The sequence below is a fragment of the Pseudarthrobacter sp. NPDC058119 genome (assembly GCF_042884655.1).
GTDB lineage: Bacteria > Actinomycetota > Actinomycetes > Actinomycetales > Micrococcaceae > Arthrobacter.
Genome location: NZ_JBHVTN010000011.1, coordinates 12858 through 27962, shown reverse-complemented (window position 1 = coordinate 27962; position 15105 = coordinate 12858). Strand labels below are relative to the sequence as shown.

12 protein-coding genes are annotated in these 15105 nt (G+C 66.9%); 8 read left to right on the top strand and 4 right to left on the bottom strand.

Going from position 1 to position 15105, the window contains the following annotated elements; all coding sequences use genetic code 11:
• Positions 1-22: 22 nt before the first annotated feature.
• Complete coding sequence (gene dnaE / locus ACFVTD_RS19520) at positions 23-3580, top strand: DNA polymerase III subunit alpha (protein WP_387566308.1); 3558 nt, start codon at positions 23-25, stop codon at positions 3578-3580.
• Between the two features lie 74 nt (positions 3581-3654).
• Here the strand turns inward: dnaE and ACFVTD_RS19515 are convergent, their stop codons facing one another.
• Entirely contained in the window at positions 3655-4155 is a 501-nt protein-coding gene (locus ACFVTD_RS19515) for a flavin reductase family protein (protein ID WP_387566305.1), read from the bottom strand.
• A gap of 127 nt (positions 4156-4282) precedes the next feature.
• Between ACFVTD_RS19515 and ACFVTD_RS19510 the strand changes: the two genes are divergently transcribed.
• The 3 genes from ACFVTD_RS19510 to nrdR all read left to right on the top strand — a co-directional run bounded on the left by ACFVTD_RS19510 (position 4283) and on the right by nrdR (position 6833).
• On the top strand, positions 4283-4816 hold the full coding sequence (locus ACFVTD_RS19510) for a hypothetical protein (RefSeq protein WP_387566303.1): 534 nt from the start codon (positions 4283-4285) through the stop codon (positions 4814-4816).
• Positions 4817-4820: 4 nt separating this feature from the next.
• A complete protein-coding gene (gene hisD, locus ACFVTD_RS19505) occupies positions 4821-6194 on the top strand; it encodes a histidinol dehydrogenase (protein WP_387566300.1) in 1374 nt (457 codons plus the stop codon).
• Between the two features lie 135 nt (positions 6195-6329).
• Entirely contained in the window at positions 6330-6833 is a 504-nt protein-coding gene (nrdR, locus tag ACFVTD_RS19500; protein WP_387566298.1) for a transcriptional regulator NrdR, read from the top strand.
• A 52-nt stretch (positions 6834-6885) separates the two neighbouring features.
• Here the strand turns inward: nrdR and ppgK are convergent, their stop codons facing one another.
• Positions 6886-7689 (bottom strand): polyphosphate--glucose phosphotransferase, encoded by an 804-nt coding sequence (gene ppgK / locus ACFVTD_RS19495; RefSeq protein ID WP_387566295.1) that lies wholly within the window; start codon positions 7687-7689, stop codon positions 6886-6888.
• Positions 7690-7801: 112 nt separating this feature from the next.
• Positions 7802-8680, bottom strand: a complete 879-nt coding sequence (gene map / locus ACFVTD_RS19490; protein WP_387566292.1) for a type I methionyl aminopeptidase — start codon at positions 8678-8680, stop codon at positions 7802-7804.
• 120 nt (positions 8681-8800) lie between these two features.
• Between map and ACFVTD_RS19485 the strand changes: the two genes are divergently transcribed.
• Positions 8801-8965, top strand: coding sequence for an SPOR domain-containing protein (locus tag ACFVTD_RS19485; RefSeq protein WP_285242522.1), 165 nt, complete (start codon positions 8801-8803; stop codon positions 8963-8965).
• 15 nt (positions 8966-8980) lie between these two features.
• Here the strand turns inward: ACFVTD_RS19485 and panB are convergent, their stop codons facing one another.
• Positions 8981-9868, bottom strand: coding sequence for a 3-methyl-2-oxobutanoate hydroxymethyltransferase (gene panB, locus ACFVTD_RS19480; protein ID WP_387566288.1), 888 nt, complete (start codon positions 9866-9868; stop codon positions 8981-8983).
• A 276-nt stretch (positions 9869-10144) separates the two neighbouring features.
• Between panB and glnA the strand changes: the two genes are divergently transcribed.
• Genes glnA through ACFVTD_RS19465 form a run of 3 tightly spaced genes read left to right on the top strand, consistent with a single transcriptional unit; the run spans position 10145 to position 15056 of the window.
• Entirely contained in the window at positions 10145-11485 is a 1341-nt protein-coding gene (gene glnA / locus ACFVTD_RS19475) for a type I glutamate--ammonia ligase (protein WP_110544581.1), read from the top strand.
• 9 nt (positions 11486-11494) lie between these two features.
• On the top strand, positions 11495-14506 hold the full coding sequence (locus ACFVTD_RS19470; protein WP_387566283.1) for a bifunctional [glutamine synthetase] adenylyltransferase/[glutamine synthetase]-adenylyl-L-tyrosine phosphorylase: 3012 nt from the start codon (positions 11495-11497) through the stop codon (positions 14504-14506).
• Positions 14496-15056 carry a GNAT family N-acetyltransferase gene (locus tag ACFVTD_RS19465; RefSeq protein WP_387566280.1) on the top strand — a complete coding sequence of 187 codons (561 nt, stop codon included), beginning with the start codon at positions 14496-14498 and terminating at the stop codon, positions 15054-15056. The genes ACFVTD_RS19470 and ACFVTD_RS19465 overlap by 11 nt, the downstream gene beginning before the upstream one ends.
• Positions 15057-15105 lie beyond the last annotated feature (49 nt).

The following is a 15105-nucleotide window of genomic DNA, read 5'->3' as shown; positions in this document are numbered from 1 at the left end:
GGGCAGCGCTTAGAATGGTGCGGTGAGTTCCAGCAATGATTCGTTTGTCCACCTGCACACCCACACCGAATATTCCATGCTGGATGGAGCTGCCCGCCTGGGGGAGCTGTTCGATGAAACCGAGCGACTGGGCATGCCGGCCCTCGCCACCACCGACCACGGCTACCTGTTCGGTGCTTTCGATTTCTGGCGCAAGGCCACGGACAAGGGCATCAAGCCGATCATCGGTGTCGAAGCGTATGTGACGCCCGGAACTGCCCGGACGGACAAGGAACGCGTCCGCTGGGGCGATGAGTCCCAGCGCAAGGACGACGTCTCCGGCGGCGGTTCCTACACGCACATGACGCTCCTAAGCTACAACAACGTGGGCATGCGGAACCTCTTCCGGGCCTCGTCCATCGCCTCCCTGGACTCGGTCTTCGGCAAGTGGCCGCGGCTGGACAGGGAACTGCTAAACACCTACTCCGAAGGGCTGATCGCCACCACGGGCTGCCCCTCCGGCGAAGTCCAGACCCGGCTCCGGCTGGGCCAGTACCGCGAAGCGCTGGAAGCCGCGGCCGAGTTCCGCGACATCTTTGGCGCGGAAAACTACTTCTGCGAACTCATGGACCACGGGCTGGACATCGAACGGCGGGTCACCGGCGACCTGCTGCGGCTCGCCAAGGACCTGAACCTGCCCCTGGTGGCCACCAACGACCTCCACTACACCCACGAGCACGACGCCAAGGCGCACGAGGCCCTGCTGGCCATCCAGTCCGGCTCCACCCTGCTCGAACCCACCTACGACAACGGCGGCTCGCGGTTCGCGTTCTCCGGCAGCGGCTACTACCTCAAGTCCCCGCAGGAGATGCGCGAGCTCTTCCGTGACCACCCGGATGCGTGCGACAACACCCTCCTGATAGCCGAACGCTGCGAAGTCTCCTTCAACACCGACGCCAACTTCATGCCGCGGTTCCCCTGCCCGCCCGGCGAGGACGAAACCTCCTGGCTGGTCAAGGAAGTGGACAAGGGCCTGCAGTACCGCTACCCGGGCGGCATCCCGGACGAGGTCCGCAAGCAGGCCGACTACGAGCTCGGCGTCATCACCTCCATGGGTTTCCCCGGCTACTTCCTGGTGGTTGCCGACTTCATCAACTGGGCCAAGAACAACGGCATCCGCGTTGGCCCCGGCCGTGGTTCGGGTGCAGGCTCCATGGTGGCCTACGCCATGCGCATCACCGACCTCGACCCCCTGCGCCACGGCCTGATCTTCGAACGCTTCCTCAACCCCGACCGCGTGTCCATGCCCGACTTCGACGTCGACTTCGATGACCGGCGCCGCTCGGAAGTCATCGACTACGTGACCCGCAAATACGGTGATGAACGCGTGGCGATGATCGTCACCTACGGCACCATCAAGACCAAGCAGGCACTCAAGGACTCCTCCCGTGTCCTGGGCTACCCCTTCAGCATGGGCGAGACGCTGACCAAGGCCCTGCCCCCCGCGGTCATGGCCAAAGACATCCCCCTCGCGGACATCCAGAACCCGGACGCCAAGCGCTACAGCGAGGCCGGCGATTTCCGCCAGCTGATCGCCGCCGACCCCGAGGCCGCCAAGGTCTTCGAAACGGCCCTGGGCATCGAAGGCCTGAAACGCCAGTGGGGCGTACACGCCGCCGGCGTCATCATGTCCTCGGACCCCATCATCGACGTCATCCCCATCATGCGCCGCTTCCAGGACGGCCAGGTGATCACCCAGTTCGACTACCCGACGTCCGAGGGCCTTGGCCTGATCAAGATGGACTTCCTGGGCCTGCGGAACCTGACGATCATTTCCGACGCCCTCGAGAACATCAAGATGAACCGCGGCATCGACCTGGACCTGGAGAACCTGGAGCTCGACGACGCACCGTCCTACGAACTCCTGGCCCGCGGCGACACCCTGGGCGTGTTCCAGCTCGACGGCGGACCCATGCGGTCCCTGCTCAAGCTCATGAAGCCCGACAACTTCGAAGACATCTCCGCCGTGCTGGCCCTCTACCGGCCCGGCCCCATGGGCGCCAACGCCCACACCGACTACGCGCTCCGCAAGAACGGGATCCAGGAAGTCATTCCCATCCACCCGGAGCTGGAGGAACCCCTCAAGGAGATCCTGGGCGGAACATATGGCCTGATCGTGTACCAGGAGCAGGTCATGGCCGTGGCGCAAAAACTGGCCGGCTACTCGCTGGGCCAGGCAGACATCCTCCGGCGCGCCATGGGCAAGAAGAAGAAGTCGGAACTGGACAAGCAGTTCGCCGGCTTCTCCCAGGGCATGCAGGACAACGGCTACTCCATGGAAGCGGTCAAGACCCTCTGGGACATCCTCCTGCCCTTCTCCGACTACGCGTTCAACAAGGCCCACTCGGCCGCCTATGGAGTCATCTCCTACTGGACCGCGTACTTGAAGGCCCACTACGCGCCCGAGTACATGGCAGCGCTGCTGACCTCCGTCGGCGACGACAAGGACAAGTCCGCCATCTACCTGAACGAGTGCCGCCGCATGGGCATCACGGTGCTTCCGCCGGACGTCAATGAATCCGCCCTGAACTTCACCCCGGTGGGCAATGACATCCGCTTCGGCATGGGCGCCATCCGCAACGTCGGTGCCAACGCCGTCGATGCCATGGTGACCGCGCGCGAGAGCGAGGGCGCCTACACGTCCTTCAAGGACTACCTGATGAAGGTACCGGCGGTGGTCTGCAACAAGCGGACCATCGAATCCCTGATCAAGTCCGGGGCCTTCGACTCCCTGGGCCACCACCGGCGTGCGCTGGCCATGATCCACGAGGAGGCCATCGACTCCGTCATCACCCTGAAGCGGAACGAGGCGATCGGCCAGTTCGACCTCTTTGCCGGCTTCGAGGAAGCCGAATCCGAGGCCTCCCTCAGCATCGAGATTCCGGACCTGCCGGAGTGGGAGAAGAAGGACAAGCTCTCCTTCGAACGCGACATGCTGGGCCTGTACGTCTCCGACCACCCGCTGCAGGGACTCGAAGGCCTCCTGGCCCAGCACGCCGAAATGAGCATCACCACCATCCTTGGCGAGGACGGCCCGCAGGACGGTGCCATCATCACCATCGCGGGCATGATCACCTCCCTGAGCCGCCGCATCGCCAAAGCCAGCGGCAACGCCTACGCCCGGGCGGAGATCGAGGACCTGGGCGGTTCGATCGAAGTCATGTTCTTCGGCCAGGTATACGGGCCCATCGCCTCCGTGCTCGCCGAGGACCTGATCGTCGTGGTCAAGGGCAGGCTCCAGAAGCGCGACGACGGCGCCATCACGCTGAACTGCATGGAGCTCTCCGTTCCGGACCTCAGCGAAGGGCTGCACGGGCCCCTGGTGATCACCATGCCCACCCATAAGGCCACCGAGGCCGTGGTGACGGAACTCGGGGACGTACTGCGCACCCACCGGGGCAACTCGGAGGTCCGGCTGCACCTGCAAGGCGACACCCGGACTGAAATCATGGGCCTGCCCGTCCATCTTCGCGTGAATCCCAGCCCGTCGCTGTTCGGCGACCTGAAGGTCCTGCTGGGCCCGGCCTGCCTGGACGCCTGACAAACAGGCGGCCGACGGCGGGAATCACCTCCCGCCGTCGGCCACCCGTTGGTGCCCCGCCAAGTCCCCGTGGGTCAGATCTCGTAGTCCAGCGGCACCGGCTGCCCATAGGCGCCGCCGTGGTACAGCAGCGGCGATCCCTCGCCGCCCACCTGGCCGTCCACCACCTGGACCACCACGACGGCGTTGTTCTCGAAGGAAAGGCGCATCTGGATCTCGCCGATCAGCCATCCGGCGACATCTTTGAGGACGGGTACGCCATGGGGACCAATCTCCCAGTGGTTGCCTTCGAAGCGGTTGCCGGGACGGGCGAAGCGGGCCGCCAGTTCCTGGTTGTCCAGGCCCAGCATGTGGACGCCCAGGTACTGCGTGTTGGCCACGGCGGGCCAGGACCTGGAACTGCGCGCCATGTTGAAGGTAAAACGCGGCGGCTTCGCCGACAGGGACGCCACCGATGTGGCGGTAAAGCCGTAGGGCTCATCCTGGAAATTCACGGTGATGATGGCGACGCCGGCGGCATGCCGGCGGAACATCTCCCTGAACGTCTGCTCGAACGGCTCGCTGTTGTCGGTCACCGGAACTCCTGGACTAGGTGGCGTAACTCTTTCCCCAAGCGTATTGGCCCGCGGTCATGGCCGGAAAACAGGCTCCGGGAGCATGGCCGCGAATGACCTTGCAGGAACCTTTGTTAAGGTGTGTTGCATGACGAACTTCGCCCGCCCCGCCAGGCGGCGGCTGCCCTGGTCCCTGCTCCTAGTCCCGGCAGCGGCAGGCATTCCGGCGGGACTCCTCTGGTGGATCCTGGCGCCGGGCGGGTTGAACCTGATCACCCGGGATTCCGCCCTGGCGGCCGGAACAGCGCCCCTGGTGTGGCTGCCCCGCGACCTCACCCTCGCAGGCATCCTGGTGCTGGCCGGCTGCCTGCTGGCGGTATTCCTGGCCGACGGCAAGCGGCCTGACCCGCAGGCGGCCCTGCTGGCCGGACTGGCCGGGGCGGTGGCAGGCAGCGCCGTGGCCTGGGGGACAGGGATCCTGGCCGGACGGCTGTGGGGCCCTGCCGTGGACGCCGGAGCGAATGCCAGCATCGCCTTCTCGCTGCGGGCGTGGCCGGTCCTGCTGCTCTGGCCCGCCGCGACCGCCGTGTCGGTCTTCATCCTGGAACTGGTGGGCGCAGCCGGCAGGAAGCCCGGCGAAGCAGGGTTGGAAACGGCAGGCGCGAACGGCCCCGTAAAATAGAGCGGTGACCACATCCCCGGAGTTCCCCGCACCCGTGACAGCCGCCGTCGACTTCCGCACCATCGACCTTCGGGGCCGCAACCTGACCCTCCAGGCCCTTCGGGCCGCGGTGCCGCGTGCCAAGGGCCAAACCGTGGCCGACGCCGAGGAAAAGGTCTTGCAGATCATTTCCGCCGTGCGGCAGCGCGGCTTCGCGGCTCTGGCGGAACTGGCTCAACGGTTCGACGGCGTGGAGCAGCAGCACCCGCTGGTTCCCGGGGAGGCCATCGCCGCAGCGCTGGACCAGCTTGACCCGGCTGTGCGGGCAGCACTGGAGGAATCCATCAGCCGTGCGCGGAAGTTCGCGGACGGGCAGCGCCCGCGCAATGTCGACGTTGAGCTGGGCGACGGCGCCGTGGTGAGCCAGAACTGGGTGCCCGTGGCCCGTGTGGGACTGTATGTTCCCGGCGGCCTCGCTGTGTACCCGTCGTCGGTCATCATGAACGTGGTGCCCGCCCTGGCGGCCGGCGTGGAATCCATTGCCTTGGCATCGCCCCCGCAAAAGGAATTCGGTGGCCTGCCACACCCCACCATCCTGGCGGCGGCAGCGCTGCTGGGCATTACCGAGGTCTACGCCATCGGCGGAGCCCAGGCCATCGCCGCGTTCGCTTACGGCATCGAAGCCGCTGCGGCGGGGCCCGCCCTGGAACCGGTGGATGTGGTGACCGGTCCCGGCAACATCTTCGTCGCCACGGCCAAGCGCCTGGTGAAGGGCGTCGTAGGCATTGACTCCGAGGCCGGAACCACGGAAATTGCCATCCTCGCCGATGACTCCGCCCAGCCCGCCCTGGTGGCCGCTGACCTTCTCAGCCAGGCCGAGCACGATCCCAAGGCCGCGTCAGTGCTCATCACCGACTCCGAAGACCTGGCCGCCGCCGTTCGTGCCGAACTGGCGCTGCAGGCCGCCGCCACCAAGCACTCCGCCAGGGTCCAGGAGGCGCTGTCCGGTCCGCAGTCGGGCGTGGTGCTGGTTGACGGTTTGGAACAAGGCGTCGCAGCCTGTGACGCCTACGCCGCGGAGCACCTGGAAATCATGACCCGGGATGCCGCCGCCGTGGCCGCCCGCATCCGCAACGCCGGCGCCATCTTCGTGGGCGACTACAGCCCGGTCAGCCTGGGCGACTACTGCGCCGGCTCCAACCACGTGCTGCCCACCAGCGGGACGGCGGCTTTTTCCTCCGGCCTGAACTTGACCACCTTTTTGCGGGCTATCCAGGTCATCAACTACAGCCGGGACGCCCTGGCCGTGGTCAGCGGGCACATTGTGAGCCTGTCCAGGGCCGAGGACCTCCCGGCGCACGGGGACGCCGTCACTGCCCGGTTCCCCGGCGATCAGTGACCACTACATGTAGTAATTACAGGATTGTTATTACCCAAGATCTGCCCGTAAACTGGGATAGGCCACGGCATCGCCCCCCGGCGGTGCTGCTGGCTTCCATACCGTTGCACACCACAAGCGAAAAGGGGGAACGCCATGTACTGCCCGTTCTGCCGCAACCCTGATTCCCGAGTGGTGGACAGCCGGATGACGGACGACGGCTCGGCCATCCGCAGGCGCCGGCAGTGCCCGGAATGCGGCCGCCGGTTCACCACGGTGGAAACCACCAGCCTGTCCGTGATCAAGCGCTCCGGCGTCGGTGAACCGTTCAGCCGCAGCAAGGTGATCAACGGTGTGCGGAAGGCCTGCCAGGGCCGCCCCGTGAGCGAGGACGACCTCGCCATGCTCGCCCAGGAAGTCGAAGAGCAGATCCGTGCGTCCGGGGCCGCCGAAATCGAGGCCCATGAAGTGGGCCTGGTCATCCTTGGACCGCTGCAGAAACTCGATGAGGTGGCCTACCTCCGCTTTGCCAGCGTGTACCAGGCCTTTGATTCCCTCGAGGACTTTGAGACTGCCATTGCACTGCTCCGCCAGGAGGCGGGCGAAGGCGCCAAGGGCGCAGCCGGTGCGGCAAAGAGCTCCGAGAAGAGCCCCCTCTAAAACTCCGGTGGCGGCAGCGGAGGGGAAGCCGCAGCCGCCACCGGCTCCACTCCTACTTGGCCAGCTTGTGCTGGAGCGCGATCTCCAGGGCGGCGCCCACGATGCCTGCCTCGTTCCGCAGGACGGCCGGGACAATCGGGGTGCGGAGCTTGAGGTTGGGAAGGTACTCGTCGGCGCGCTTGGAAATGCCGCCACCCACGATGAACAGTTCCGGTGAGAACAGGAACTCCACGTGCGAGAAGTAGCGCTGCAGGAGCACGCTGTACTCGTCCCATGACAGGCCGTCCCGTTCGCGGGCAACGGCGGACGCCTTCGATTCGGCGTCGTGGCCGTCAATTTCAAGGTGACCCAGCTCTGCGTTGGGCACCAGCTTTCCGTCGAAGATGAAGGCTGAACCGATGCCGGTGCCCAGGGTGATCACCAGGACGGTGCCTGCGACCCCTTCGCCCGCACCGTAGCGGGCCTCTGCCAGGCCTGCGGCGTCGGCGTCGTTGATGACCTCCACCGGACGGCCCAGCCGCTTGGTGAGGAGGGCATCGATGTCCGTGTCCAGCCAGCTCTTGTCCACGTTGGCGGCGGAGTGGACCACGCCGTGCTGGATGATTCCGGGGAAGGTCACGCCGACCGGGGAGCCGGCCTCCGGGGCCTCGGGTCGGGCCGAGAGTTCGGCGACCACCAGGGCCACGGCCTCCGCGACGGCCTCAGGCGTGGCGGGCTGCGGGGTGGGCACCCGGAAGCGTTCACCCAGGAGCTTGCCCTTCTTCAGGTCGACAATGCCGCCCTTGATGCCCGTACCACCGATGTCGATACCGATCAGCGGTGCATTCTTGTGCGACTTTTCGTCCTTCTTGGCCAATGGGATTCCGTTCTTGACAGGGGCGGGCAGGAAAGGGGCTGCTGGGGTGCGGCCCATGACAGGTGGCAGCCGGGTGGCGCCGGCTGCATGCCCACCAGGGGCATGGGACAGGCTACGGCGGGGTAAGGATTTCGGCGCCGGTCTCGGTGACCAGCAGGGTGTGCTCGAACTGGGCGGTGCGCTTCCGGTCCCGTGTGACCACGGTCCAGTCGTCGCTCCACATGTCCCACTCCACCGTGCCCAGGGTGAGCATCGGCTCGATGGTGAACACCATGCCCGGCTCAATCACGGTGTTGTAGGCGGGAGCGGCGTCGTAGTGGGGGATGATCAGTCCGGTGTGGAAGGCTTCACCGACGCCGTGGCCGGTGAAGTCGCGGACCACGCCGTAGCCGAAACGCTTGGCGTAGGACTGGATGGTCCGGCCAATGACGTTGATTTCACGCCCGGGGGCAACGGCTTTGATGGCACGGTTCAACGACTCCTGGGTGCGCTCCACCAGCAGCCGGGATTCTTCGTCCACGTCTCCCACGAGGAACGTGTAGTTGGTGTCGCCGTGGACGCCGTTAATGAACGCGGTGATGTCGATGTTGAGGATATCGCCGTCCTGGACCACCGTGCTGTCCGGAATGCCGTGGCAGATGACCTCGTTCAGTGAAGAGCACAGCGATTTGGGAAAGCCGCGGTAACCGAGCGTGGAGGGGTATGCGTTGTGGTCCAGCAGGAATTCGTGGCCCACCTGGTCCAGCTCGTCGGTGGTGACACCGGGCCGGATGTGCTTGCCCACTTCCACGATGGCCTGCGCCGCGATCTTCCCGGCAATGCGGATCTTCTCGATGGTCTCCGCGCTCTTGACTTCGGAGCCGGTGAATTTGGCGGGTGCCGGTTTGCCGACGTACTCCGGGCGGGGGATGGACGCCGGAACGGGACGCTGCGGACTCAAGGTACCCGGGGTGAGGGTGCCAATGGGTGCAGTGGAGGCAAGGGAAGGCATAGATTGATCATATAAGGCACCACAGAACGCCTAACAACCGACAAGCTGGGCAGGCCGCGCGTAAGTGTTTGTGTTACGTGGGTCACGCCCGGTTTCCTGTCGCCGGAACAAGGAGCAACCATGACTGAGTACTGGTTCAACATCAACACCCACGAAGTGGAAGAAGACCGGCTCTCGGACTGGAGCCAGCTCATTGGGCCCTACAAGACCCGCGAAGAAGCGGAGCACGCGATCGAGAAGGTCAAGGCGCGCAACGAGGCCTGGGAAAAGGGCGACGACGACTGACCGGCTGCTTCCTTCCTAGAAGGAGTGTTCCGGGCCGGGGAACGTACCGGAGCGGACATCGTCCCCGTAGGCGGTTGCGGCGTCGTGCAGGGTGCTGCGCAGGTCCGCGTACTGCTTGACGAATTTCGCCATCCGGCCGCCGCGGAGCCCGGCCATGTCCTGCCACACGAGGACCTGGCCCGTGGTGGCTTTCCCCGCGCCGATGCCCACCGTGGGGACGGTCAACGCCGCGTCGACCGCCGCGGCCGTCCCGGCGGGAACCATTTCCATCAGCACGCAAAACGCTCCGGCCTCTTCAAGTGCGCGGGCGTCCTCGATCAGCCGCCCGGCGTCATCGCCGCGGCCCTGGACGCGGTAGCCGCCGAGGGCATGTTCGCTCTGCGGCGTGAAGCCGATGTGCGCCATGACGGGGATACCGGCCTGCACCATGGCCCGGACGGTGGAAGCGTAGTACTTTCCGCCTTCGATCTTTACCGCGTGGGCCAGGCCCTCCTTGAGGAACCGGACACCGGCGGCAACTGCCTGTTCCGGGCTGACCTCATAGCTGCCGAACGGCAGGTCTGCCACCACCAGGGCCCGCTTCGCGGACCGGGCCACCGCACGGCAGAGGGGGAGCAGTTCGTCAACGGTCACCGGAAGGCTGGTTTCGTTGCCAAAGACATTGTTGGACGCCGAGTCGCCGACCAGGAGCACTTCGATGCCCGCGTCGTCGAAAATCTCGGCAGTGTACTGTTCGTACGCCGTGAGCATGGCGAACCTGGTGCCGTCCCGCTTGGCCTGCTGAAGGTGGTGGATGCGGACCTTGGCGGGCTTCCGTTCGGCAGGAGCCGGCACGCCGGGGCCCTTACCGTACGGGGCGGGTACTTCTGCGGACGCGCTTGAGTCGGAGCTGTTGGAGGCCATGGGATGAGCGTAGTGCGGTACCGGCCGTCCTAGCTACCGCGGGCGCCCCGGCCAAAAGGTGATAAGCGCCATAAGTCCGTCCATGAGCGGGTCCCGGAACCGCCGCGGGGGCCGGCGCGCAGGCTTGACCGCGGAACCGCCAGGTTAATGGTGTGTTACGCACGGCGCAGGCTCAAGCATCGGCGCCGAATGATTAGTACAGTGATGGTGAACTGCTGCCGGCTTTCCCCTTTGCGCGGACCCGGAGCATGGACGTTGACCGGAGAAGAGGCCATCATGGACCGCCAGCAAGAATTTGTCCTGCGCACAATCGAAGAGCGCGATGTACGTTTCGTGCGCCTGTGGTTCACCGACGTCGTGGGTTCGCTGAAGTCCGTGGCGCTGGCTCCGGCGGAAGTGGAAGGGGCATTCGAGGAAGGCCTCGGATTCGACGGCTCCTCCATTGAGGGCCTGGCCCGTGTGTTCGAATCCGACATGCTGGCCCAGCCGGACCCTGCCACCTTCCAGATCCTGCCATGGCGTGGCGAGACCGAGCAGACCTCCAGGATGTTCTGCGACATCCTTACCCCCGACGGCGAGCCTTCCGCCGCCGATCCGCGCAACGTGCTCAAGCGGACCCTCGCCAAGGCCGCGGACATGGGCTTCACCTGCTACACGCACCCCGAAATCGAGTTCTACCTGCTCAAGTCGCACGAGCCGGGTCCAAACGGCGCTCCGGTACCCGTTGACGAGGGCGGCTACTTCGACCATGTGCCGGGCGGCGTGGCCCAGGACTTCCGCCGCACCGCGGTGACCATGCTGGAATCCGTGGGAATTTCGGTTGAATTCAGCCACCACGAGGCCGGCCCGGGCCAGAACGAGATCGACCTCCGCTACGCGGACGCCCTGCAGACGGCGGACAACATCATGACGTTCCGCACCGTCATCAAGGAAGTGGCGCTGCAGCAGGGCACGTATGCCACTTTCATGCCCAAGCCGTTCACCGACCACCCCGGGTCCGGCATGCACACGCACTTCTCGCTCTTCGAGGGCGACAGCAACGCGTTCTTCGAGGCAGGAGCGGAGTTCCAGCTGTCCAAGACGGCCCGCCAGTTCATCGCCGGCATCCTCAAGCACGCCCCGGAGTTCACCGCCGTCACCAACCAGTTCGTCAACTCCTACAAGCGCCTGTGGGGCGGCGGCGAGGCGCCCAGCTACCTCAGCTGGGGCCACAACAACCGTTCCGCGCTGGTCCGTGTGCCGCTGTACAAGCCCGGCAAGGGCCAGTCCGCCCGGATCGAGTACCGCGGCATCGACTCCGCCGCGAACCCGTACCTGGCCTACGCCGTCCTGCTCGGAGCGGGCCTGAAGGGCATCGAGGAAGGCTACGAGCTCCCGGCGGCAGCCGAGGACGACGTCTGGTCGCTGAGTTCCGCCGAACGCCGCGCCATGGGCCATGATCCGCTCCCGGCCAGCCTGCACGACGCCATCCGCTCCATGGAAGACTCCGAGCTGATGCCGCAGATCCTGGGCGAACAGGTCTACGAGCACTTCCTGCGCAACAAGCGCGCCGAGTGGCAGGACTACCGGCTGCAGGTGACGCCCTACGAGCTGCAGCGCAACCTCGGCATCCTCTAGGTGCCCGGCGTGAGCCTGGCGCGCCGCCTCATCGCGGCCGGATTCAGCGACCTTGAAAAGGGCGAACGGTTCCTGGCCGCGCGCGAACTCGAGGGCCTGGACCAGGACAGGCTCTTTGCCGGCCTGCAGCTCGCCGCCAGCCCCGACACCGCCCTCCAGTCCCTGGTGCGGCTGATCGAAAAGCATCCGCAACTCCGGAACCTGGCCGCTGCCGACCTGGAGGAAAGCGAACCCATGTACCGGGTCCTGGGCGCCTCCGAGGCCTTGGGGGAGTTCCTCATCAGGCACCCGGAGCACCTGGATGCCTTCGAGGTCCGGGCCAGTCCCGAGCCAATGCCTGCAGATCCCGGACGGCTGCGCGCCACCCTCCTGCAGTCCGTGGGCGCCGACCCACGCGCCGCGCGGCCGGTTGCCGCAGCCACGGGCACGGACGCCTACGCCGCGCTGCGCACCGCCTACCGGCGCGGGCTGGTGGACCTCGCCGTGAAAGACCTTTGCGCCGCGGACCCGCTGGACTTCCTGCCATCGGTGGGCGGCGAACTGGCGGACCTCGCCGCCGCCGCCATCGAGGCCGCCCTGGCCGTCTCCCGGGCCGAAGCCGCGGAGCAGCACAGCGCAGCCGACATCGCCGACGTCGGCCTCGCCGTCATCGGCATGGGCAAATGCGGAGCACGGGAGCTGAACTATATCTCCGACGTGGACGTCATCTACGTGGTGGATGCAGGAAGCCTGGAGGACGCGCAGGCCAACACCATCGGCACGGCGCTGGCCAGCGGAATCTCGCGGGCCATATCGTCCGTGGCCCGGGAACCGGGCCTGTGGGAGGTGGACGCCAACCTGCGGCCGGAGGGCAAGTCCGGGCCGCTGGTCCGCACCCTCGCCTCGCACGAGACGTACTACGCCAGATGGGCCGAGAGCTGGGAATTCCAGGCGCTGCTCAAGGCCCGTGCCATCGCCGGTGACGCCGCACTGGGCCGGGCCTACGAGGAAGCCGTGGCCCCGCTGATCTGGAGTTCGGCCGGGCGGGAGGGCTTCGTGGAATCCGTGCAGGCGATGCGCCGCCGGGTCACTGAGAACATTCCGGCCGCCGAGGAGCAGCGCCAGATCAAGCTGGGCCGCGGCGGGCTGCGCGACGTCGAGTTCACCGTCCAGCTGCTCCAGTTGGTGCACGGCAAGGCCGATGAGAGCTTACGACGGCGGGATACCACCTCGGCGATCGCTGCCTTGTCGGCGGGCGGCTACATTGGCCGTTCCGACGCAGCCGCCTTTGACAACGCCTACCGCTACCTGCGCCTCCTGGAACATCGGATCCAGCTGTTCCAGCTCCGCCGCACCCACCTCATGCCGGTGGCGGATCCGGCCCTGCGCTCCCTGGCCAAGGCGGTTTTGGGGCCCTTTTCCAATGAACGGCCCAGCCCGGACACCCTGCTTTCCGCGTGGCAGCGCACCAAGCGCTCGGTCCGCGAACTGCACGAGCGCATCTTCTACCGGCCGCTGCTCAACACGGCGGCCAAGCTCAGCAGCGAGGATGCCAGGCTCACCCCCGAGGCGGCGCAGGGACGGCTTGCCGCGCTCGGCTACCAGGACCCGCAGGGCGCGATGCGCCACATAGAGGCGCTGACCGCCGGTGTGAGCCGGAGGGCAGCCCTGCAGCGCCAGCTCCTGCCCATCCTGCTCGACTGGCTCGCCGAGGGGGTGGACCCCGACGCAGGCCTGCTTGCCTTCCGCCGCGTGAGTGAGGCGCTGGGCACCACGCACTGGTACCTCGGACTGCTCCGGGACTCCAACGCTGCCGCCGAACGGCTGTGCCACATGCTGTCCAATTCCCGGTTGATTGCCGACCTGCTGGAAGTCTCGCCGGAGTCCGTGGCGTGGCTGGGGCAGGACAAGGACCTGATTCCGGTGGGCTTCGAAGCCCAGTGGCAGGAAATCACTGCCAAGATGTCGCGGCACGAGGACCCCGAGAGCGCCATGCGCCTGATCCGGCTGATCCGGCGCCGGGAAATCCTCCGCATCGCCATCGCCGATTCCGCCGGCCTCCTGGACCAGGACCACGTCGGCCGTGCCCTCGCTGACACTGACCGCGCCGCCGTCCTGGGCGCCCTGCGGGTGGCCGAAGGCATCGTCTCGGCCGCCGGACCGCTGAAGACCACCGTGCTGGTGGTGGCCATGGGCCGCCAGGGCGGCAGGGAGATCGGCTACGGGTCCGATGCGGATGTCATGTACGTCCACCGTGCCCTGCCGGGTTTCTCCGAGGCCGAGGCGCAGGAGCAGGCTGCCCGCATCGTGGCGAAGGTGTCCAGCCTCCTCACCCAGCCTCTCAAACCGGCCATCATGGCAGAACGCGTCCTCCAGATGGATGCCGACCTCCGGCCCGAGGGCAAGAACGGCGCCATGGTGCGCTCCCTTGACTCTTTCGCCGAGTACTACCGCCGCTGGTCGCTCATCTGGGAAGCGCAGGCCCTGCTTCGGGCGAGGCCGATGGCGGGCGACGATGCCTTGGCCGCTGATTTCCTCAAGCTGATCGACCCCATCCGGTACCCGGAAACCGTGGCTGAACAGGACGTACGCGAGATCCGGCGCATCAAGGCCCGGGTGGAATCGGAGCGGCTCCCGCGCGGCGCCGACCCTGCCCGGCACCTCAAACTGGGCCGTGGCGGCCTCAGCGACGTCGAGTGGCTGGTGCAGCTGCTGCAGCTCCAGCAGGCCGGCAAGCACCCGGAACTCCGGACCACGTCCACGCTGGAGGCCCTGGAAGCCGCGGCGGACCTTGGCCTGCTGGACGCCGCAGACGCCGGCTTGCTGGCCGAGGCCTGGCGCTTGGCCAGCCGCATCCGGTCGGCCAATGTCATCTGGAGCGGCAAGGCCTCGGACCTCCTGCCGTCCTCGCGCCGCGACCTGGAGGCCGTGGCGCGCTGGTGCGGCTACGAGCCGGGCCACGCTGCTGCGCTGGAGGAGGACTACCTGCGGGTGTCCCGGCGGGCCAGGGCAGTCTTTGAACGTGTCTTCTATGGGCACTGACTGGGTCTGGCTCATTCCGCTCCGCGACCTCGACGCCGATGCCCGGGCCATCCAGCTCGGGGCGATCGCGGACATGTCGCTGCTGCCCGGACAGGAACGGTTCGTGGGCGACCCCCTGCGCATGGCCCTGGCAGGGCTGGCAGATGGGTCACGGCATCCCTGCGTCGTGGAGTCCGGTGGCGATGCTGTCGGCATCCTGACGCTCCAGTCAGGGGCGGCCGGCCTGGCGGGGTGGCCCAACGACAGCTCAGCCTGGCTGCTGCGGGGCTTCCTGATCGACTCCCCGTACCAGGGCAAGGGGCTGGGCACCCTGGCAGCGGCCGCCGCTGTGGAGACCGCGCGCAAGCTCACCGCCCGGCACCAAGGCCGCGAGTCCGGCGTCGTACTGTCCGTCAACGAGGGGAACCCGGCGGGCCTGTCCGCTTACCGCCGCGCCGGTTTCGTCGACGCCGGGCGGTACCTGGGCGGTTCCGCGGGGCCGCAACGGACCATGTTCCGCAGCTTCGAAGTCGCCGCGCCGCGTAACGCGCCGGGCCGGCATTGCGCTTAGCAAGCGTTTGCCCGATTATGTGGATGGCGGTGTTCTCCAACCTTGTTGG

Excerpts from the sequence above, each read along its gene's own strand:
- ACFVTD_RS19510 (WP_387566303.1), top strand. The coding sequence starts at position 4,283 with ATGACGAACTTCGCCCGCCCCGCCAGGCGGCGGCTGCCCTGGTCCCTG.
- nrdR (WP_387566298.1), top strand. The coding sequence starts at position 6,330 with ATGTACTGCCCGTTCTGCCGCAACCCTGATTCCCGAGTGGTGGACAGC.
- map (WP_387566292.1), bottom strand. The coding sequence starts at position 8,680 with ATGCCTTCCCTTGCCTCCACTGCACCCATTGGCACCCTCACCCCGGGT.
- ACFVTD_RS19485 (WP_285242522.1), top strand. The coding sequence starts at position 8,801 with ATGACTGAGTACTGGTTCAACATCAACACCCACGAAGTGGAAGAAGAC.
- panB (WP_387566288.1), bottom strand. The coding sequence starts at position 9,868 with ATGGCCTCCAACAGCTCCGACTCAAGCGCGTCCGCAGAAGTACCCGCC.
- glnA (WP_110544581.1), top strand. The coding sequence starts at position 10,145 with ATGGACCGCCAGCAAGAATTTGTCCTGCGCACAATCGAAGAGCGCGAT.
- ACFVTD_RS19465 (WP_387566280.1), top strand. The coding sequence starts at position 14,496 with ATGGGCACTGACTGGGTCTGGCTCATTCCGCTCCGCGACCTCGACGCC.